16 protein-coding genes are annotated in these 19,339 nt (G+C 37.8%); 3 read left to right on the top strand and 13 right to left on the bottom strand.

Annotation, left to right across the window (positions count from 1 at the left end; translation table 11 throughout):
- The first annotated feature begins 134 nt into the window (after positions 1-134).
- Positions 135-1,544, top strand: a complete 1,410-nt coding sequence (locus HAV12_RS18755) for an APC family permease (protein ID WP_171570989.1) — start codon at positions 135-137, stop codon at positions 1,542-1,544.
- Between the two features lie 207 nt (positions 1,545-1,751).
- Here the strand turns inward: HAV12_RS18755 and HAV12_RS18750 are convergent, their stop codons facing one another.
- The 4 genes from HAV12_RS18750 to dinB form a co-directional block, all read right to left on the bottom strand.
- Positions 1,752-2,210 carry a DUF1810 domain-containing protein gene (locus HAV12_RS18750; protein WP_171570988.1) on the bottom strand — a complete coding sequence of 153 codons (459 nt, stop codon included), beginning with the start codon at positions 2,208-2,210 and terminating at the stop codon, positions 1,752-1,754.
- A 165-nt stretch (positions 2,211-2,375) separates the two neighbouring features.
- Positions 2,376-3,005, bottom strand: coding sequence for an alpha-ketoglutarate-dependent dioxygenase AlkB (locus tag HAV12_RS18745; RefSeq protein WP_171570987.1), 630 nt, complete (start codon positions 3,003-3,005; stop codon positions 2,376-2,378).
- Positions 3,006-3,035: 30 nt separating this feature from the next.
- Positions 3,036-6,095, bottom strand: a complete 3,060-nt coding sequence (locus tag HAV12_RS18740; RefSeq protein WP_171570986.1) for a DNA polymerase III subunit alpha — start codon at positions 6,093-6,095, stop codon at positions 3,036-3,038.
- A gap of 3 nt (positions 6,096-6,098) precedes the next feature.
- Positions 6,099-7,280 carry a DNA polymerase IV gene (dinB, locus tag HAV12_RS18735; protein WP_171570985.1) on the bottom strand — a complete coding sequence of 394 codons (1,182 nt, stop codon included), beginning with the start codon at positions 7,278-7,280 and terminating at the stop codon, positions 6,099-6,101.
- A gap of 86 nt (positions 7,281-7,366) precedes the next feature.
- On the opposite strand from dinB, the gene HAV12_RS18730 reads away from it, so the two are divergent.
- Both HAV12_RS18730 and HAV12_RS18725 read left to right on the top strand, forming a co-directional pair.
- Positions 7,367-8,143, top strand: coding sequence for a LexA family transcriptional regulator (locus HAV12_RS18730; RefSeq protein ID WP_132038210.1), 777 nt, complete (start codon positions 7,367-7,369; stop codon positions 8,141-8,143).
- 21 nt (positions 8,144-8,164) lie between these two features.
- On the top strand, positions 8,165-8,614 hold the full coding sequence (locus HAV12_RS18725; protein ID WP_171570984.1) for a GNAT family N-acetyltransferase: 450 nt from the start codon (positions 8,165-8,167) through the stop codon (positions 8,612-8,614).
- Here the strand turns inward: HAV12_RS18725 and HAV12_RS18720 are convergent.
- From HAV12_RS18720 to HAV12_RS18680, 9 genes are all read right to left on the bottom strand, one after another.
- A complete protein-coding gene (locus HAV12_RS18720; protein WP_171570983.1) occupies positions 8,611-9,375 on the bottom strand; it encodes a phosphatase PAP2 family protein in 765 nt (254 codons plus the stop codon). The two genes, HAV12_RS18725 and HAV12_RS18720, sit on opposite strands and share 4 nt — an antisense overlap.
- Positions 9,376-9,472: 97 nt before the next feature.
- The gene (locus HAV12_RS18715; protein ID WP_171570982.1) at positions 9,473-11,191 is read right to left on the bottom strand and encodes an ATP-binding protein; all 1,719 of its coding nucleotides are present in this window, start codon (positions 11,189-11,191) and stop codon (positions 9,473-9,475) included.
- Positions 11,192-11,349: 158 nt separating this feature from the next.
- A complete protein-coding gene (locus tag HAV12_RS18710) occupies positions 11,350-12,471 on the bottom strand; it encodes a sensor protein KdpD (protein ID WP_171570981.1) in 1,122 nt (373 codons plus the stop codon).
- Positions 12,472-12,553: 82 nt separating this feature from the next.
- Positions 12,554-13,630: a porin gene (locus HAV12_RS18705; RefSeq protein WP_171570980.1), complete on the bottom strand. Its 1,077-nt coding sequence runs from the start codon at positions 13,628-13,630 to the stop codon at positions 12,554-12,556.
- Positions 13,631-14,025: 395 nt separating this feature from the next.
- A complete protein-coding gene (locus tag HAV12_RS18700) occupies positions 14,026-14,604 on the bottom strand; it encodes a K(+)-transporting ATPase subunit C (RefSeq protein WP_171570979.1) in 579 nt (192 codons plus the stop codon).
- Between the two features lie 162 nt (positions 14,605-14,766).
- Positions 14,767-16,800, bottom strand: coding sequence for a potassium-transporting ATPase subunit KdpB (gene kdpB, locus HAV12_RS18695; protein ID WP_171570978.1), 2,034 nt, complete (start codon positions 16,798-16,800; stop codon positions 14,767-14,769).
- A 13-nt stretch (positions 16,801-16,813) separates the two neighbouring features.
- Positions 16,814-18,535, bottom strand: coding sequence for a potassium-transporting ATPase subunit KdpA (gene kdpA / locus HAV12_RS18690; RefSeq protein WP_171570977.1), 1,722 nt, complete (start codon positions 18,533-18,535; stop codon positions 16,814-16,816).
- A gap of 129 nt (positions 18,536-18,664) precedes the next feature.
- On the bottom strand, positions 18,665-18,742 hold the full coding sequence (kdpF, locus tag HAV12_RS18685) for a K(+)-transporting ATPase subunit F (protein WP_081676949.1): 78 nt from the start codon (positions 18,740-18,742) through the stop codon (positions 18,665-18,667).
- 151 nt (positions 18,743-18,893) lie between these two features.
- On the bottom strand, positions 18,894-19,175 hold the full coding sequence (locus HAV12_RS18680; RefSeq protein ID WP_132038219.1) for a hypothetical protein: 282 nt from the start codon (positions 19,173-19,175) through the stop codon (positions 18,894-18,896).
- Positions 19,176-19,339: the final 164 nt, after the last annotated feature.

The raw sequence follows: 19,339 nt of genomic DNA, 5'->3' as shown, positions 1-19,339 counted from the left end.
ATTATTTTTTAGGACAATGATCCGTATCGCGTTTGGAATTTCGAATTTAACCTTATAGCTATTGGAATTTGGAGTTTCACGATTTGGAATTTGAGAAAAAAGTATATCTTTAACCAACCAAAAAATACAAAATAATGCAGGAAGACAACCAGGAACATTTTAAGAGAGAACTCGGATTATTAGACGGAACCATGCTTGTGGTAGGTTCGATGATCGGCTCCGGAATTTTTATCGTAAGTGCTGATATCGCCAGACAGGTAGGCTCTGCCGGATGGCTGACGTTAATATGGCTTATTTCAGGATTGATTACAATTATCGCCGCGGTGAGTTATGGCGAATTGAGCGCCATGTTTCCAAAAGCTGGTGGACAATATGTGTACCTGAAAGAGGCTTATAACAAATTAATTGCTTTTTTGTACGGCTGGAGTTTCTTCGCTGTAATCCAGACCGGAACAATTGCGGCCGTTGGTGTGGCATTCTCGAAGTTTGCAGCTTATCTTTATGAGCCTTTGAGCGACGAAAATATACTATTTGAATTGGGAGCTTTTAAGCTTAATGCAGCTCAGATTGTCTCGATTTTTACGATTGTTTTATTAACGTACATTAATAGCCGTGGCGTTAAAAACGGAAAGATCCTGCAGACCGTTCTAACCATTATCAAAATTTTATCATTGTTAGGCTTAATCGTTTTTGGATTAACACTTGCTGCAAAAGCTTCGGTTTGGGATGCCAACTGGGCAGATGCCTGGAGCACAAGTTCCTACAATACAAAAAAGGGTTCCTGGCTTCCGATTAGCGGAACTGCTTTGATCACCGGAATTTCAGCTGCAATGGTAGGGTCTTTATTCTCAAGTGATGCCTGGAATGGGGTTACTTTTATTGCCGGAGAAATTAAGAATCCAAAACGTAACGTCGGTTTCAGTTTGTTTCTTGGAACTTTTATTGTAACCGTTATTTATGTACTAACGAATTTGATGTATCTGGCTGTGATTCCGCTTAACGAAATTGCAACTGCAAAATCGGATCGTGTAGCTGTTGTAGCTTCAGATTATATTTTTGGAGATATCGGAACATTGATTATTGCGATTATGATTATGATTTCGACCTTTGCCTGCAACAACGGATTAATTATGGCTGGTGCAAGAGTTTATTATACAATGGCAAAAGATGGTTTGTTTTTCAAAAAAGCGGCTGTTTTAAACGAATCGAGTGTTCCTGCATGGGCTCTTTGGGCGCAATGTGTATGGGCTTCGGCTTTGTGCCTGACAGGAAAATACGGAGATTTATTAGACTTCGTTATTATCATCGTTTTGATTTTTTACATCCTGACGATCTACGGAATCTTTATTTTACGTAAAAAAATGCCGGATGCAGAAAGACCTTATAAAGCTTTTGGTTACCCGTATTTACCAATGTTATACATTATAATCGCTGCTGCAATTTGTATTTCGTTATTATTCACAAAATTCTCCACTTGTGGCTGGGGCGTTCTAATTATGCTGGCCGGAATTCCGGTTTATTATCTGACGAAGCCTAAGGAATAAGGAAGAAAGGTTCAAAGTTTTTTACCTTTGCGACTTTCCGGGAAATAAAATAAATCAAAAACGCCTTATGTATTAAGGCGTTTTTTGTACTGTAAATATTCAGAATAATTAGCATAAATTTGATGAATCTGCAAAATCTGCAGGCATAAAAAAAGGAAGTTACTATGCGCGTAACTTCCTTTTTTTTATAAATTGTTTTTGAATATTTTAAACTTCTTGCTGTAAAGCCGGATGTATCATTTCATTGATAATAGACAAAGTAAGCATATCAAATTTACCGGAGAAAAAAGCATCCAATACTTCCTGAAAAACAGGATCGGTATTGTTTGTTAAGGTAAAAAGAGTCATGCAGGAATGCAGTTTTCGGGCATCTAAATCGCCAAGGATAGCCTCAGCCGATTTCATTTTAAAGTCCAGCAATACTTTAGAAACTTCAATAAGATGTTTTCCAAGAACCGGATGTGAGAGAAATTCCTCACTCTGCTGAAGATTGTCGATGGAATATAATACGGACATTTCACTTCTTCCTAATCCTTTTATCTGAGGGAAAATAAACCACATCCAGTGGGTTTCTTTTTTTCCTCTTTTTAGTTCAGTAAGAGCTGTAAGATAGAGTTTGTTTTGTGCCTCTAAAAAACGGGTTAAATCATTGTTTAATTTTGCCATTTGGGGTGGAATATATTGGAAAAAAGTTTGAAAAATACTAAAAAAGATAAGTGCTGCCTAATAAAATGTGCAAGAAGGCTGTATTTTATTTTAGAAAGCTGATTTTGAGATTCTTTTCTGACGGAAAACTCATTTTATTATTTGAATTAAAAGGTGTTTTTTACCTTATTCTGCTTTTCTGTTCGTCCTTCTGAAGGTAAGATTGATTCTCGGCAATACTTTTTTGGCTGTTTTGGGAACCTGATGCTGCCAGAAACTATTTGTAGTTCCTGACATCAATAAAAAAGAACCATGATGCAGCGGAATTTCAACCTGACCAATGTCTTTTCTGAACTTATGTCGCAGTCGGAACATTCTTGTTTCTCCAAAAGTAACAGATGCTATAATGGGGTTTGTGCCCGAATTGTGCTCTTTATCGCTATGCCAGGCCACACTATCGCTTCCGTTTCGATATAAATTAAGCAGCAGGCTGTTAAAATCCAGTTGTGTTTCTTTTTCTACGCGGCTTCTGATGGTCAGGAGTTCATAAGTCCAGTCGGGACCATTCAGATCGGCTCCGGGATTATCTTTGTCTTCGTACCAGGCGATCATTCTGGGAGCCGTAACGGTTTTGTCAAAAATTTCCATCTCGTATCCTCTCCATTTGGTTTGGTGAAGCAGTTTTTCATAATAATGATCAGATTCTTCTTTGGTAAAGAAATTGTCAATCAGGATCAATTCGGTGTCAGGCAGTTCAAATACGGTTTTTCCGCTACGACCTGAAGTAAATAATTCGGTATCATTAAAGAGTGTCATAATGTATTTTTTTAAGTATATAGCTCTGTTCTAAAATTTCATTCGATGTCTGGGCAGATTAATTTCGTGTCCCTGCGGATAAGGTTCCCGATGCGTAGGGCTAACATCTTCCCTGATTAACCGCTGTGTTTTATACTGATCTTTAGCATCCATATACCGAGGATCAGGAATAAAAGGCATTTTAGACATCTTGGTAATAGTGATTGTCGGAAAGTGATAATCGACTTCCACAGTTCCTAAAAGCAAATAACAGCCTCCGCCCTGAAAAGGATACTGCGCCAGGCAATCAGGAAAATGTGCCGTATCAAAATAAGTACCTTCATGATCGATCCAGGTTCCGAAATACATGTTTCCTTTTTTGGTTGGAACTTGTTTTCTCGAAATCAGATAGGCCAGCATACGAACTTGTTTTTTATGATGGGCGACTAAATCTTTTGCCATAACGTCGCCGCGATGCCTGGTTTGCAAAAGCTCAAAAACGGTACAGGAAACAGGAAAACTTAAAAGTTCAATTTCATCAAAAGCATCTTCAAATACAGAACGTTCCAAAGTTGGGAGTTTATATTCCTTAACGGGTTCCTGTAATAGCATCAGACTTCTGTTTTCAGGTTTGAAATTATTTAAAAGTAAACTCGCAATAACTAAAAGTTGATTTTTAGTTTTTCCTGTAAAACGAAAAGCGTCTATAAAAATCAAAATTTTCATGCTTTCAATCCCAATCGGAATACGATTAATGAAATCTTCCAAAGAAAGAAAATCACCATTTTTCTCCCGTTCTGATTCGATTAAATGAGCGGTTTTCGATTCTAAACGCTGCAGGTGCATAAAACCGAGATAAATACCGGTACCATATACAGTGGTTTGATATTCACTTTTGTTTACACACGGATTAAGAATCGTACCGCCGGACATTCGGGCTTCGTGCACATACACTTCGGTTCTGTAAAAACCACCCTGATTATTGATTACCGCTGTCATAAATTCCACAGGATAATTAATCTTCAGATATAAACTCTGATAACTCTCCACAGCATATGAAGCCGAGTGTGCTTTGCAAAATGAAAATCCGGCAAACGATTCGATCTGGCGGTAAATTTCCTGACTAAGTCCTAACGGATGTCCTTTTTGAGCACATGAAGCAAAGAAATTATCTTTAACTTTTTGAAGCGCCTCTTTAGAACGCCCTTTTCCCGACATCGCACGACGCAGAATATCACCATCGGCGGCTGCAAGTCCTCCGTAATGCTGGGCAATTTTAATCACATCTTCCTGATACACCATAATACCATACGTTTCGCCCAGATGTTCCTTGAAGACATCATGAAAATATTGAAACTGATCCGGATTGTTATGACGAAAAATATATTCTTTCATCATTCCCGATTGCGCCACGCCGGGACGAATAATAGAAGAAGCCGCCACCAGAATTTTATAATTATCACAATTAAGCCGGCGTAACAATCCGCGCATGGCCGGACTTTCGATATAAAAACAGCCAATAGTTCTGCCTTGTGCCAAATGAACATTGCACACCGCTTCATCTTTGGAAATCGAAGTATCCCGAATATTAAGTTTAATACCCCTGTTTTTCTCAATCAATTTCACACTGTCGTCAATATGCCCGATACCACGCTGACTTAAAATATCGAATTTTTCAAAACCAATTTCTTCGGCAATATGCATATCAAAAAGCACAATAGGAAAACCTTTTGGAGGCATTTCCAAAGGCGTGTAATTGGTAATTGGCTCTTCAGAAATTATGATTCCACAAGCATGCATACTACGCTGATTCGGGTATTTCTCGTCGATCATCATTTTTGCATATTCCTGAACCAGTTTTACAATAGAATTGGTTTCGTGTAATGCCATCGGATTTTTGGCCAGCATGTCCAGCTCTTCTTTAGGAAGACCAAAAACTTTTCCGACTTCCCTAAAAATAGAACGGTGTTTAAATTCGACATTCGTTCCGCAAAAAGCCACATAATCCCGGCCATATTTAGTAAAGATGTATTCTAAAATCGTATTGCGTTCTTTCCAGCTCCAGTCGATATCAAAATCAGGCGGACTTTTTCGGTTTAAATTCAAAAAGCGTTCAAAATACAAATCCAGTTCCAGCGGACAGATATCGGTGATTCCCAAACAATAGGCGATAATACTATTGGCACCGCTGCCACGGCCAATGTGCATGAATCCCTTGCTGTTGCTGTATCGCACAATATCCCAGGTAATTAAAAAATAACCGCTGAATTCTAATTCGTCAACAACTTTCAGCTCTTTTTCGATACGTGCTTTTGCCTGAGCGTTCTCTTTTCCATAACGCCACAACAATCCGTTTTGCGCCAATTCTGTTAATAAGGCAATATCACTCTGACGATTTTCAGTAAAAAACTTCTTGTTTTTAGGGGTTTTAAATTCATATTGAAAATTACAGGAAGCAATGATGTACCGGGTATTGGCTATAATTTCAGGATAGTTTTCATAATACGGCAAAAGGGCTTCCAAGGACAGCATTTTCTCAGAAGTTTTACAATAATCAGCCGCTGTCAGTTTTGATAAAATAATATTGGTATCAATGGCCCGAAGGATTTTGTGCAGATTAAATTCTCTTTTGTTTGTGAAAGTGACCGATTGAAGAATCACCATTTTAGAAATTTTACTTTTAAATTCTAAAGTAAAAAGCTTGGAAATTTCTTCTGGACGAATGCCGATAAATTCATTTTCGCGCAGCATTTCAGGAGCATTTTCTAAAGTATAGATCACAAAAACCGATTCGAATTGGGGAGCGATTACAGGCAAAGGCTCTCCACTAAAATTATGTTCCGTTAAAAAACGGTTCATTTCGCCCAGTCCTTCAGCATTTTTGGCAAGCCCAATATATCGAAATTGATGATCGGAGCGGAATTCGATTCCTACCAATGGTTTTATTCCTGCTACATCACAGGCTTTTATAAAATCATAGATTCCGGTTACCGTATTAATATCCGTCAGGGCCATTGCTTTTACACCGTACGCAACAGCCTGCCCGATAAGTTTATCAAGAGAAATCGTGCCGTAGCGCAGGGAATGAAAAGAATGACAGTTGAGATACATGATTTACGGAATACGTTTTAAAATTTCGTTTTTGTTATTCGGTTTAAAAGAAGCTCCGGCGCAACGCATGACGGCATCGAAACCGTATCTGTTTTTCATTTTATCCATTGCAGCATAAAGCGACAGCATTTCCTGTGTATCTTCGAAAAGATCAATCTGATACGTGCCGCGAACCAGTCCGCTGAAGCGAATACCGATCAGACGAATACGCATGCGTCGCTGGTAGAGTTTATCAAATAAATCGTTTACATTTTTATTTAGAATATGATCGGCTGAGGTATAAGCAATTTTGCATTGTTTGGTTTCGGTGTCAAAATTGGCGTAACGTATTTTAACGGTAATGGTTGAGGTAAGCCATTCTTCTGATCGCAGCTGAAAAGCGAGTTTTTCGACCATACCAACCAATATCGATCTTAGCATGATGATATCGATGGTATCCTGAGAAAAAGTATGTTCGGTAGAAATAGATTTTCTTTCCGAATAAGGTTCTACAGGCGTATGATCAATTCCGTTGGCTTTTTTCCAGATATCCAGACCGTTTTTGCCAATCATCTGCTGCAGCACTTCGGCAGGCATTTCTGATAGGGTTTGGATCGTACGGATTCCGATTCGGGATAAAAGCTGAAAAGTCACATTTCCCACCATCGGTATTTTCTGAATGGAAAGCGGATTTAAAAATGCCTGTACCTCCTGTTCCGGAATTTCGAGATTCCCTATTGGTTTGCCTTCTCCGGTGGCTATTTTAGAAACCGTTTTATTGATGGATAAAGAAAAACTAATCGGAAGTCCGGTTTCTTTAATTACCCATTGTGCGAGCTCGTTTGTCCATTTATAACTTCCGTGAAATTTGTCCATTCCGGTAATATCCAGATAGAATTCATCGATGCTGGCTTTTTCCAGTACCGGTGCTTTTTCCTGTAGAACCTGCGTAACATCATGTGATAATTGCGAATATAATTCCATATCGCCTTTGATGATTTTAGCATCAGGACATAATTTCATGGCCATATGGATAGGCATGGCAGAGCGAACTCCAAAAACGCGGGCTTCATAGGAACAAGAGGCAACCACACCGCGATCACCACCACCGATAATGAGGGGAATACCTCTCAATTGGGAGTTGGTGAGCCTTTCGCAGGACACAAAAAAGGTGTCCAAATCCATGTGTACAATTGCCCGTGTCATTTTTTTGTTTTTGTAAGTGACAAAATTAGCGCAGGTTGTAACAAAAATGATTATATTTGTTGTTCCAAATTATAACAAATTAAATTATGTCCCTATTTTCAGATAACATCAGAGCATTGAGGGTTAAGCATAAAATATCTCAGGAGAAATTAGCTGAAAACCTTAGAATTACCAGAGGAAGATACGTTAAATACGAAGATGGAACCTCCGAAGCACCCTATGATATTTTAAAGCAGATTGCTTTATATTTTCATATGAGCATTGACTTATTATTGTCTGTCGACATCCGTAAAATCAATATAGAAAACCTTATAAAATTAGAAGGCAACCGACTTATTTTACCCATACAAGTCGATAGTTTTGGGGAGAATTATATCGAAATTGTGTCTCAAAAAGCAAAAGCGGGTTACCTAAACGGATATGCCGATCCGGAATATATCGAGAGTCTGCAGCAAGTTTCCCTTCCGTTTTTAGGACCTGGAAAACACCGTGGATTTCCGGTAGAAGGAGATTCGATGCCGCCACACGAAGATGGAAGTATCATCATTGGCCGTTACGTAGAAAGGCTGGGAGAGGTGCTCGACGGAAAAACGTATATCCTGATTACCAAAAACGAAGGCATGGTGTACAAACGTCTGAACAAAAACAAAAAAAATGCATTGGTATTAGAATCCGACAATCGTTTTTATCCGAATTATGAAGTGAAAGCTTCGGATATTCTGGAAATTTGGGAATACGAGTGCAATATCGGCCGCAGCGATAAACGCCATGAAATAACAGAAACCCAGAGTATGAAAGATCTGCTGCTGGAGGTGAAACGGGAAGTTATGGAAATCAGGAATAATACACTGAGTGGCAGCTAATAAAAATTATAGTGAAATCCAATGAATATTGAAAAAGCCATACCGGAAGACAACATCCGTTTAACGGAAATTACAAAAAAGTCAAAAGCCTATTGGGGATATTCTGACGAGCAAATTCTGAACTGGAGTAATAATTTAACGGTTACTATGCTGTATATTGAAAATAATCCTGTTTTCAAATTAATCGATAAAGACGAAATTGTTGGTTATTATTCTTATATCCGACAAGAAAATCAGCAGGTGAAACTGGATAACTTATTTATTTTACCGGAATATATCGGAAAAGGATTTGGAACTTATCTAATGAATGATTTCCTGGAAAGAATGAGAATTGAAAAATGCCAAAAAATCATTCTCGATTCAGAGCCAAACGCTGAAAAGTTCTACGGTAAAATTGGATTTAAAAAAATTGGGGAATTTGAAACTTCAATAAAAAACAGGTTTATGCCCATTATGGAACTGAATCTTTAAAAAACTTTTACAAAACTCAATCCGTATTGCTGGCCATTATAGAAAGGAGCAATCATAGAAGTTGAATGGCCTTCAGAAGAGGATTTAAATAGTTTTTTGGTAATATACGGATTCATCCAATACGCAATTTTGGTGCTCAAAATTCCGATTCCGGCTCCGGCTGCAACATCGGTTAACCAATGGCGGTTGTTGTAAATCCGGAATAATCCCGTTCCTGTTGCTACGGCATAACCTGCAATTCCGTACCAAATCGATTTGTCTTTGTATTCCTGCCATAAAAATTCAGCTCCCGCAAAAGCAGTGGCGGTATGTCCGGACGGAAAAGAATTATTAGAACTTCCGTCAGGCCTTTCTTCGTGTACGATCGACTTTAGACCCAAAACAGTAGAAGCCATAATGACATAGGAAGTCACAAAAATTACAGATCGGTCGCGCATCGTATTTTTCCCTTTTACGCCAAAAGCATTCAACGCAAAAACAGAGGCTGCGGGCGCATACTGGGAGAAATCATCAATGGTGATTTTCTCGTCAATATCTTCTGTAACTTCTTTTTTGATCTGCGAATTAAAATTTAAAAGCTGATCACTTTCCAGACCAATTACACCGTAACCAATTAATACACCCGGAATAATCAGCTGCTTATAATTGAATTTAATATGATGCGCCACAGTGCCGTCGATTGCCGCAATAGAATCGGTTTTTTGTGCTGTTGCAGAAAAAATGCTGAATAGAAATACCAGGGAAATCGTTTTGTAAATCATAATAGGTTCTCGTTATATACAGCAAAATAACAAAGGATTTGACCCACTATTTCTGGCTTAATTCAACCTTAAGCAAATGTTAACTCCTGCTTGATTTTCATACGTTTAGCGCAAACCAAAAGGTACTTCCCAATCCTAAATTGCTTTCTACGCCAATGGTTCCGTTTTGGGCTTCGATGAATTCTTTGCTGATCGCCAGCCCTAACCCCGTTCCTGATTTCTGGCTTCCCGGAATCTGAAAATATTTATCGAAAACCTTGTCTTTGTATCGCGCATCAATTCCTTTTCCGGTATCGATAACCTGAAATAAGATTTGATTGTTTTCGTTTTTCAATTTAATGATAATAGTACTTTTTTCAGAGGAATACGTAATGGCATTTGATAAATAATTTATCAGAACCCAGCCCGTTTTTTCACTGTCCGCCTTTACATCTGGTAAACTTTCATTGGCATCAATAATCAATTTTATTTGCTTTTGATCCGCCTGTACTTTTACAGCTTCTGTTGCATAATTTACAATGTTGTACGGATTGCTTTTTTCGATATTCAGTTGAATATTTCCCGTTTCTAATTGGGAGAGATTGAGTAATTCGCCGGTTATTTTCAATAAGCGCTGACTGTCTTCTTTAATGCTTTCAACCAATTGATTCTGATCTTCATTCATGGCACCTGTTTTGGTGTTTTGAAGTAATTGTAAACTTAGTTTTATAGAGGCAATAGGGGTTTTTAATTCATGGGAGACTGTCGCTATAAAATTGGTTTTTGCAAAATCAAGTTCTTTAAAAGACGTAATATTTCTAAGAATAATAACATCGCCAATATTGATTTCTTTTTCCTCGCCTGTTGGCGTTATGGTAATATTGATTTTTTCTTTATCAAAATAGCTTTCTTTTCCATTGGCAAAAATCTTCAAAGGCTGTTTTTTTGAATTATCATTTTCTTCTTTGAAAATTAATGACCGGATCAAATCATTCGACAAAGCCAGGTCAGAAGCCGATTTTCCAATAACATCTTCGATTTTCATACCAATGATTTTAAGAGCTTCATCATTCACAAATAAAACAATACCCTGATTGTCCAGACCAATAATAGGATCGTGCATATTATTGATAAGTGTCTCCAGTCGTTTTTTCTCAAAGAAAAGTTTGTATAAATTACTGTTGTTGTATTCCTGAAGTTTTTGCGCCATGGTATTAAACGATTTGGCCAGATCACCATATTCGTTATGATTGGTAAAATGCACACGTTCTGAATAATTTTTATTGGCAATTTCCTTAATACTCAGTGTAAGTTCTTTAATCGGGTTCGCGATATTATTCGGTAGATTGATCAGTAAATTAAAAGCAATCAAAAAGCATAAAGTACCCACAACTGCAATCAGTAAATTGGCATTTTCGGCGGTATGTTTCGCAATATCGCTTTTTTGTTTTATGGCATTCATATTGAGTTTCATGATCTCAAAAATGTCTCTCCTGATCTGTGTTTTGGCAGCTTCATCGAGATTGTTTTTTTCTAAAAGAGCAAAGTTTCCCTTCAGGTTATCGGTTACTTTTTTCTCTCCGTACTCCGTGATATTCTGCGTTTGTTTGTGAAGATTTTCTTTAAAAGTAATAATCGCATGATCCGCATCAGTACTAATTTCATCTAACGACAAAAGCATGTTTCTGGAATATTCAAGCGTATTATAATTGGCTTTCAGAATATTCTCGGTGTCTGCTTTTATCAAAAAAACAGAATAAGCACTTACTAAAGAGAGTATGATGATCATTAAAAATAACAATCCAACACCCAGATTCAATTTGGTTTTAATTCTCATGATGTTTGTTTTAAAACATTTTATTTTTTTTGAACCATATCAGTAATATAAGGAAATATAAGAGTGGCGCGCATAATTAAGCCAAAGCAAAAAAACGTAAGCGAACTTTGCGATTAAAATATTTAAATGAACTTATATAACTTATATGGTTTAATTTCTCAGGACAAAATAACAAGGTCAACATTCGATAAAGACAGTCTGTTTAATAAACGTCTGAAAATCGTTGTTGACAAAATTACTTTAAATAAATTCAAATGTGGTTTTCCGATACAGACAGTTGTAATATGTTTTTCTTCCACCATCATCAGAATAGCGTCAGCAATATTTTTATGTTCTGTTTTAAGGACTTCTGCGCCTAATTGTGTGGCCAGTTTAAAATTATTAATCAAATGACGCTGTTTGTCTAAAGCGATTTTGATACTGCTTTCTTTCGGAGTTTCCACATACATCACATACCAGCTTCCGTTGTAATAACTCGCCAGACGCGCCGCTTTCCGAATTACAATTTTAGCTGTTTTGTCGTTACTGCTAATACAGGCCAATAGTTTTTCATGTTTCAGAGCCTGTAGCTGCGGTACTTCACTTTCTACTTTCCGGACTACCTGACTGGCAACTTCCTTCAAAGCCAATTCACGCAATTGCAGGATTTGTTCCGATTTAAAAAAGTTGGTTAAAGCAGTCTGAATTTTATCGGGCGTATAAATTTTGCCTTCTTTCAGACGGGCAATCAAATCCTCTGCAGTCAAATCAATATTAACGACTTCATCGGCAATTCGCAAAACATTATCCGGAATTCTTTCCTGAACATCAATGCCTGTTATGCGTTTTACATCTTCGTTTAAACTCTCAATATGCTGAATATTAACGGCCGAAATTACATTGATTCCAGCTTCGAGAATCTCTAAAACGTCCTGCCAGCGTTTTTCATTTTTGCTTCCTTCCACATTCGTATGCGCCAATTCATCTACAATGACCACTTCTGGCCTAAGGTTGATAATCGCCTGCACATCGAGTTCTTCGAGTTCTTTTCCTTTGTAAAAAATAGTTCGCCTCGGAATCACCGGCAGACCAAACAATAACTCATGTGTTTCCTTTCGAAGGTGCGTTTCGATGTAACCAATTTTTACATCAATCCCGTTCTTCAGCAACGAATGTGCTTCCTGCAGCATGCGATACGTTTTCCCCACACCGGCACTCATTCCAATGTAGACTTTGAACTTTCCCTTCCGTGATTTCTGAATTAAATCGAGAAAGTGCTGTGCGTTATTTTCTTTTTCCATTTTTTTTGCTTTACGCTGTAAGCCGTAAGCTTTAAGCAATAGAACTTTCAAAAGCCTACTGCCTAAAGCCTATAGCTTAAAGTTAGAAAGAAATCGCCAACGAAGTCGTTACAAACGTATTCGTATCCGTTGGAAGATTGTCTTTTGTAAATATTTCATCCTTACTCGAAAGATTTCTGGCTTCTATTCTAAACATTACATTATCAGTCACTAAGTAATCAAAGTTAGCTGAAAATCCGTACGTTTTAAAACCGTTTGGCGTTTCAGTTGCGATAATCACACCTTTTTCATCACTGTAATATTCGCCACGTGCCGCAAGCTGAATCTTATCCGTTGGTTTGTATTGCAGAATCAAAACGGGCGAAAACCAGGTGTCGTACTTGTTACTGCTTTTAGCTGCTTGCTGTGAACCGACATCAAAGCCAGCCGTTATATTTGTTTTATCCGTTACTTTAAATTGCCCGTAAAAGTTATTAAAATAACGCCATTTTTTGTCGATATCAGGCTGCTCATTTCCCACATAAGTACTCCAGTTCAAAACCACTCTGTCAGATGGTTTGTAGGTAAGCTGTGTTCCAAAAGCAGGCGTATGGTTGCCTTCTACTTTCTGGGTGCGCTGCCAGCCGTTTAAATACATTCCGGCCAGATACCATGCTCCGGATTCAGAAGTATAGCCAATTTTAACTCCCGTTTCGTAATACGGAGAGTTTTCAGCCAAAATGCTTCGGGTTAAAGTCTGGCAGTCTTTTCCAATCGCACTTTCAAAACCGATGTGCGCCGGCATAATTCCCGCATCAATCCATAGATTATGACTTTGCGAAATCTTTACGCCCACATTGGCCTCGTATACATTTTTCAATAAACCCTGCTCGGCAGTCATGTTGTATTCGGCATACGTTCCGGCCATTAGTGCAAAATTTCCACGAACATTATCCTTGCTGTAATTCACTTTTGCCAAACCCAGATTCAGGTTTACTTCATTGCTTTTATTATAATTGTAAAAAAAGCCGGGACGTGTATGATCTTCAGGTTTTGCAAAATCATAACTATAATAAACGTCTACATATCCTGAAAATGTAAACGGACTTTTTGTTTCTTCCTGAGCGTGTAAATTGCTAAAACCAAAAGCGATTAAAGCAGTAAGTATTATTTTTTTCATTTTTTTAATCATTTCGAGGGACGACCTGTTCGGCGGGGCGAAAGGAATTTCATCCTCATTAGTTTATTATTTAATAGATTTTTTAGGAGCTATTTCCCGCTATCCACTACAATCTTTTGTCCGCCGCGGCGGACAAAAGGATTTTCGTTTCTATCGGGGCTAGGCCTTTTGGGGTAAAAAAGGGCTTTTTTTTTCCCTGCAAGATTTTCAAACCTTACAGTAATTTATTTTGTCTTCTGGTTTGTCATTTCTACGAAGGAGAAATCTTAGCAAGAAACTCCGCAAAGAATATCAATCTGTGTCGATCTGGCAACGGAGATTTCTCCTTACGTCGAAATGACACAAACTGGCTACAATAGTTGTCAAACCCGACAGGTTTTCAAAACCTTAGAACCTTAGCGACTTAGAATCTCAGAACCTTTTTTAGAAAGCTGATCCAAAGCCACATTCAATTCCAAAACATTAACGGTTTCTGGTCCAACAACAGCTGTATTAATTTTAGATTCTACCAAAGCTTTTACTTTATCCTCTGCTAATTTTCTTTCTTTGGCAACACGTTTCACCTGAATCAAAGCACCTTCCGGCGAAATATTCGGATCCAGTCCACTACCGGAAGCAGTCACCATATCTGATGGAATCTCCGATTTTTTCAAATAAGGATGAACAACTAAAAACGTATCGATTCTTTTTTGAACTAAAGCCAGGTAATCGGCATTACTAGGTCCTTTGTTACTTCCGGCACTTCCGGCAGCATTATAATCCACAGCCGAAGGTCTTCCCCAGAAATAATTCGACTTATCGAATTTCTGACCGATTTTTTGGTAGCCAACCACTTTTCCGTTAACCGAAATAGTTTCTCCTTTTCCGTGATTCGGAGCAAATTGTGCAATTCCGTAAATGGCAAGGGGATAAATAACTGCAAACAGAATTACGGTAAGCAGCGTCAATTTTAATAGTGAAAATATATTTTTCATTTGAGTTTTTTTTAAAGTTTCTAAGGGACTAAGCTGCTAAGCTTCTAAGTTTTTTTCTCTTAGTAACTTAAAGACTTAGAACTATATGTTTTATTTAAGATGTTGAGGTTTTAAGTTTCTAAGTTTTTTTCTTAGTCTCTTAGCAACTTAGAACCTTAATATTTACATAAATAAGGCAACCAACAAATCAATTAATTTAATTCCGATAAAAGGCACGATCAATCCGCCTAAACCATAAATCAGTAAGTTTCTTTTAAGGATTGCACTTGCACCGATTGGTTTATAATCAACACCTCTCAAAGCCAGTGGAATCAATATCGGAATGATAATCGCGTTAAAAATAACGGCTGACAGAATCGCACTTTCAGGACTATGCAAACGCATGATGTTCAAACCTTCAAGCGCAGGAATCGCAGTAATAAAAAGAGCAGGAACAATAGCAAAATATTTCGCAACGTCATTTGCAATAGAAAAAGTAGTTAAAGTTCCCCGAGTCATTAAGAGCTGTTTTCCAATTTCAATAATCTCGATTAATTTGGTTGGGTCATTGTCAAGATCGACCATGTTTCCGGCTTCTTTGGCCGCCTGAGTTCCACTGTTCATGGCAACACCCACATTGGCTTGTGCAAGGGCAGGAGCATCGTTGGTTCCGTCACCCATCATGGCAACGAGTTTACCCAGATTTTGTTCGTTTTTGATGTAGTTCATTTTATCCTCAGGTTTCGCTTCGGCAATAAAATCATCTACACCGGCAGCTTCAGCGATAAACTTCGCCGTAAGCGGATTATCTCCGGTTACCATTACCGTTTTGACACCCATTTTTCTCAAACGGTCAAAACGTTCTTTCATTCCGGTTTTAATGATATCCTGCAATTCGATAACACCTTGTACCTGATTGTTTTTTATCACAACGAGTGGTGTTCCTCCTTTAGACGAAATATCGATTACTTTTTGAGCGGTATCTTCAGGGAAAGTATTTCCGGCTTGAAGGGAGATGTTTTTTGCAGCATCCTGAGCCCCTTTTCTAATATTGGTTCCGTCTTTTAAAACAACTCCGGAAGTTCTGGTTTCTGCGGTAAATTTGATTAAAGTAGCACCTTCAATGGATAATTTATTGGCAGTTTCGGCTCCTGCCAGTTCCACGATACTTTTCCCTTCCGGAGTGTCATCTGCCAGTGAACTTAACACAGCAGATTTAATAAAATCTTCTTCAGATACGCCTTTTGCAGGATAAAAATTCGTTGCTTTTCGGTTTCCTATTGTGATGGTTCCGGTTTTATCCAAAAGCAATACATCAATATCTCCGGCAGTTTCTACCGCTTTTCCGGATTTTGTAATCACGTTGGCACGTAACGCTCTGTCCATACCGGCAATACCAATTGCAGATAACAAACCACCAATTGTCGTTGGAATCAAACAAACGAACAAGGCGATAAAAGCCGCAATCGTGATGGGTGCATTTGCATAGTCGGCAAACGGTTTTAGTGTAACGCACACAATCACGAAGATTAAGGTAAATGCGGCTAATAAAATAGTTAAGGCAATTTCGTTTGGTGTTTTCTGACGGCTTGCCCCTTCCACCAAAGCAATCATTTTATCCAGAAAGCTTTCGCCTGGTTCTGAGGTTACAATTACTTTAATTTTATCAGACAATACTTTGGTTCCTCCGGTTACAGATGACTTGTCACCACCTGCTTCCCGAATTACAGGAGCACTTTCTCCGGTAATGGCACTTTCGTCAATTGTTGCTAAACCTTCGATAATTTCACCATCGGTTGCAATCAAATCTCCTGCTTCACAAACGAAAACATCTCCTTTTTTCAATTCAGATGAACTGATGTTTTTGATTTCTCCATTTGACAGAATTTGTCTGGCAGGAGTTTCTTCACGTGTTTTTCTTAAACTATCTGCTTGTGCTTTTCCTCTGGCTTCGGCAATGGCTTCAGCAAAATTGGCAAACAAAAGCGTTGCGAGTAAAATTAAGAACACAATTAAATTATAGATAAAACTACCCTGATCGGTTGCGCCCATTAAAATGGAAACACAAACAGCAAACATAATGGCAGTTCCTATTTCTACGGTAAACATTACCGGATTTTTGATCATCATTTTTGGATTCAGCTTCACAAAAGACTGCACTAAAGCTTCTTTTACCTGTTTGCTCTCAAATAACGATGTGGATTTATTAGTTGTCATTTTTCTTTGTATATTATTTTAAAGTAAAATATTCTGCCAATGGACCTAAAGCCAACGCTGGGAAGAATGATAAAGCAGCAATAATTGCAATCACAGCGAAAACCATTACACCAAAAATTGTAGTGTCTGTTTTTAAAGTTCCGGCACTTTCCGGAATGTATTTTTTGTTAGCCAGTAATCCTGCAATTGCCAATGGGCCAACGATAGGAATGAAACGGCTCAACAGTAATACAATTCCCGTCGTAATATTCCAGAACGGATTATTATCTCCCAAACCTTCAAAACCGGAACCGTTGTTAGCGGCACTCGAAGTATATTCGTATAACATTTCAGAGAAGCCGTGGTGTCCCGGATTGTTTAACCAGCCTGTTGCGTTTCCGCTGAACCAGTACCCCATTGCAGTGTCATGTGCAGCAAAATAAGAAGCTAAAGCAGTACCTGCTAATATTAATAAAGGATGAAGAATTGCAATAAAAGCAGCAATTTTAACTTCCCGTGCTTCAATTTTCTTTCCTAAGAATTCAGGCGTTCGGCCTACCATTAATCCGGAAATAAATACAGCCAGAATGATGAAAATGTAAAAGTTAAGATAACCCACTCCACAGCCGCCATAAAAGGCATTTACCATCATAGCCAGTAATTGCATAGCACCGGAAACAGGCATTGAACTATCGTGCATACTATTAACAGAACCGGTAGAAATTACTGTTGTGGCAATGCTCCAGAAACCTGAAATCGCTGGGCCAAACCGAACCTCTTTTCCTTCCATTGCACCGGTTGTTTGGGCAATACCCATTTTTTCGATGGCAGGATTTCCGTTCATCTCACTAATTACCGTTGGAATTACCAGCAATAAGAATCCCAAAGTCATTACACCAAAAATGATGTATGATAATTTCTTTTTGTTAAGGAAAAAGCCAAGTGCAAAAATCATTGCAAAAGGAATGATTAGTTGCGCAATAAGTTCAACAGCATCGGTAATATAAGTAGGGTTTTCTAAAGGATGTGCTGAGTTAACTCCGAAAAATCCCCCGCCATTGGTACCAATATGTTTGATTCCAATAAATGCCGCTGCAGGACCGCGCGAAACTTCTACGTTGTCTCCCTGAAGAGTTGTAATCGCATCTTTACCTTCAAAAGTCATAGGAGTACCGCTAAACACTAAAACAATTGCAACAACAGCAGAAAGAGGCAGTAAAATGCGGGTACAGCTTTTGATGAAATAGTTGTAAAAATTTCCTAGTTTATCTGTGGTTCTTTCACGCATTGCAGTAAAAACCATTGCTGCTGCTGCCATTCCGACACCAGCCGAAACAAACTGCAAAAACATCAAAACCATTTGTGAAAGATACGATAGTCCGCTTTCTCCGGAATAATGCTGTAAATTACAATTTACCAAAAATGAAATAGCGGTATTAAAGGCCAAATCAGGAGTCATTGACGGGTTGTTATCCGGATTTAAAAACAACGATCCCTGAAACAACAAAATAAAAAAGCAAAGAAAGAACCAAATCATGTTGATACTTAAAAGGGCTTTTAAGTGTTGTTTCCAGTTCATTTCTTCAGTGGAATTGATACCGCTGATTTTAAAAATAAATTTTTCAATTGGATTGAAAATCGGGTCAAGAAATGTTTTATCACCCAAATAAACTTTAGCAATATATTTTCCTGTTGGAATGGCTAAAACTATCGAAATGATGAAAATACTAATGACACCAAATAACTCTGTGTTCATATTTTGTTTATTAGAAGTTAAATAATTTTTCGGCTTTTATAAAAACATAACAAGCGTTATAAAAGCGAATGTCCAGGCCACATAAACAAATACCAGCAGCATTTTTTTTGACTGTGACTTTTTCATCTTTTAAAATTTTTCAGGTTTAATTAATACATAAACCAAATAGCAAAAAACGGCGATGGAAATAATAAATAGTGCAGTCATGATTTAGATTTTTTCAAAAAATTCAACTGATTTAAAACAGATCGCAAACAGCACAACGGCCAGTGCGATTAAAAGAAAAGTGATTAACATAGGTTTTAGATTATTAGATTGTTGGATTATTAGATTTTAGACGATTAACCGATTAAACATTTTATACACCAGAGGTATTAACTTGTTTGATATATTCGGCTTTCAGCGTTTGAGGAAAAAGATGTGAAATGTTGCAGTGACGCATTTCCATAAAAGAAGAAACAGAGAAAATGTACACATTAGAAATGGCATTTTTAGTTTCGATACTTCCGGTAATAAACAAACGTTCAGCAAGTGCCAAGCATTTTTTTGCCCGAACGATGTTACCGGAAACAATTGATTTTTTGGTGATATCTGCAAAACGCTCTGCCTGTTTGTAAATAGAATTAACTTGATTTTTCATGAGAATGAATTTTTATGTTCTTCCCACTTATGCCAAAAGCTGTTCCGAAAAATGGATAAGACAGCTAAAGTCTTGTCAATAAAAGTGTTGCCGTATTATGCCAAAAATAAGGCACAAAAAAAGCCTATCAAAATGATAAGCTTTTATTAAAATGATAGGTCAAA

Source organism: Flavobacterium sp. CLA17 (genome assembly GCF_013112255.2).
Classification (GTDB): domain Bacteria; phylum Bacteroidota; class Bacteroidia; order Flavobacteriales; family Flavobacteriaceae; genus Flavobacterium; species Flavobacterium circumlabens.
Note: the sequence above shows the minus strand (reverse complement) of the source record. Positions and strands in the feature narration are given on the sequence as shown.

What these genes read in the sequence shown, in the direction of transcription:
- HAV12_RS18755 (WP_171570989.1), top strand. Translation starts at nt 135, where the DNA reads ATGCAGGAAGACAACCAGGAACATTTTAAGAGAGAACTCGGATTATTA.
- HAV12_RS18750 (WP_171570988.1), bottom strand. Translation starts at nt 2,210, where the DNA reads ATGGCAAAATTAAACAATGATTTAACCCGTTTTTTAGAGGCACAAAAC.
- HAV12_RS18745 (WP_171570987.1), bottom strand. Translation starts at nt 3,005, where the DNA reads ATGACACTCTTTAATGATACCGAATTATTTACTTCAGGTCGTAGCGGA.
- HAV12_RS18740 (WP_171570986.1), bottom strand. Translation starts at nt 6,095, where the DNA reads ATGTATCTCAACTGTCATTCTTTTCATTCCCTGCGCTACGGCACGATT.
- dinB (WP_171570985.1), bottom strand. Translation starts at nt 7,280, where the DNA reads ATGACACGGGCAATTGTACACATGGATTTGGACACCTTTTTTGTGTCC.
- HAV12_RS18730 (WP_132038210.1), top strand. Translation starts at nt 7,367, where the DNA reads ATGTCCCTATTTTCAGATAACATCAGAGCATTGAGGGTTAAGCATAAA.
- HAV12_RS18725 (WP_171570984.1), top strand. Translation starts at nt 8,165, where the DNA reads ATGAATATTGAAAAAGCCATACCGGAAGACAACATCCGTTTAACGGAA.
- HAV12_RS18720 (WP_171570983.1), bottom strand. Translation starts at nt 9,375, where the DNA reads ATGATTTACAAAACGATTTCCCTGGTATTTCTATTCAGCATTTTTTCT.
- HAV12_RS18715 (WP_171570982.1), bottom strand. Translation starts at nt 11,191, where the DNA reads ATGAGAATTAAAACCAAATTGAATCTGGGTGTTGGATTGTTATTTTTA.
- HAV12_RS18710 (WP_171570981.1), bottom strand. Translation starts at nt 12,471, where the DNA reads ATGGAAAAAGAAAATAACGCACAGCACTTTCTCGATTTAATTCAGAAA.
- HAV12_RS18705 (WP_171570980.1), bottom strand. Translation starts at nt 13,630, where the DNA reads ATGAAAAAAATAATACTTACTGCTTTAATCGCTTTTGGTTTTAGCAAT.
- HAV12_RS18700 (WP_171570979.1), bottom strand. Translation starts at nt 14,604, where the DNA reads ATGAAAAATATATTTTCACTATTAAAATTGACGCTGCTTACCGTAATT.
- kdpB (WP_171570978.1), bottom strand. Translation starts at nt 16,800, where the DNA reads ATGACAACTAATAAATCCACATCGTTATTTGAGAGCAAACAGGTAAAA.
- kdpA (WP_171570977.1), bottom strand. Translation starts at nt 18,535, where the DNA reads ATGAACACAGAGTTATTTGGTGTCATTAGTATTTTCATCATTTCGATA.
- kdpF (WP_081676949.1), bottom strand. Translation starts at nt 18,742, where the DNA reads ATGACTGCACTATTTATTATTTCCATCGCCGTTTTTTGCTATTTGGTT.
- HAV12_RS18680 (WP_132038219.1), bottom strand. Translation starts at nt 19,175, where the DNA reads ATGAAAAATCAAGTTAATTCTATTTACAAACAGGCAGAGCGTTTTGCA.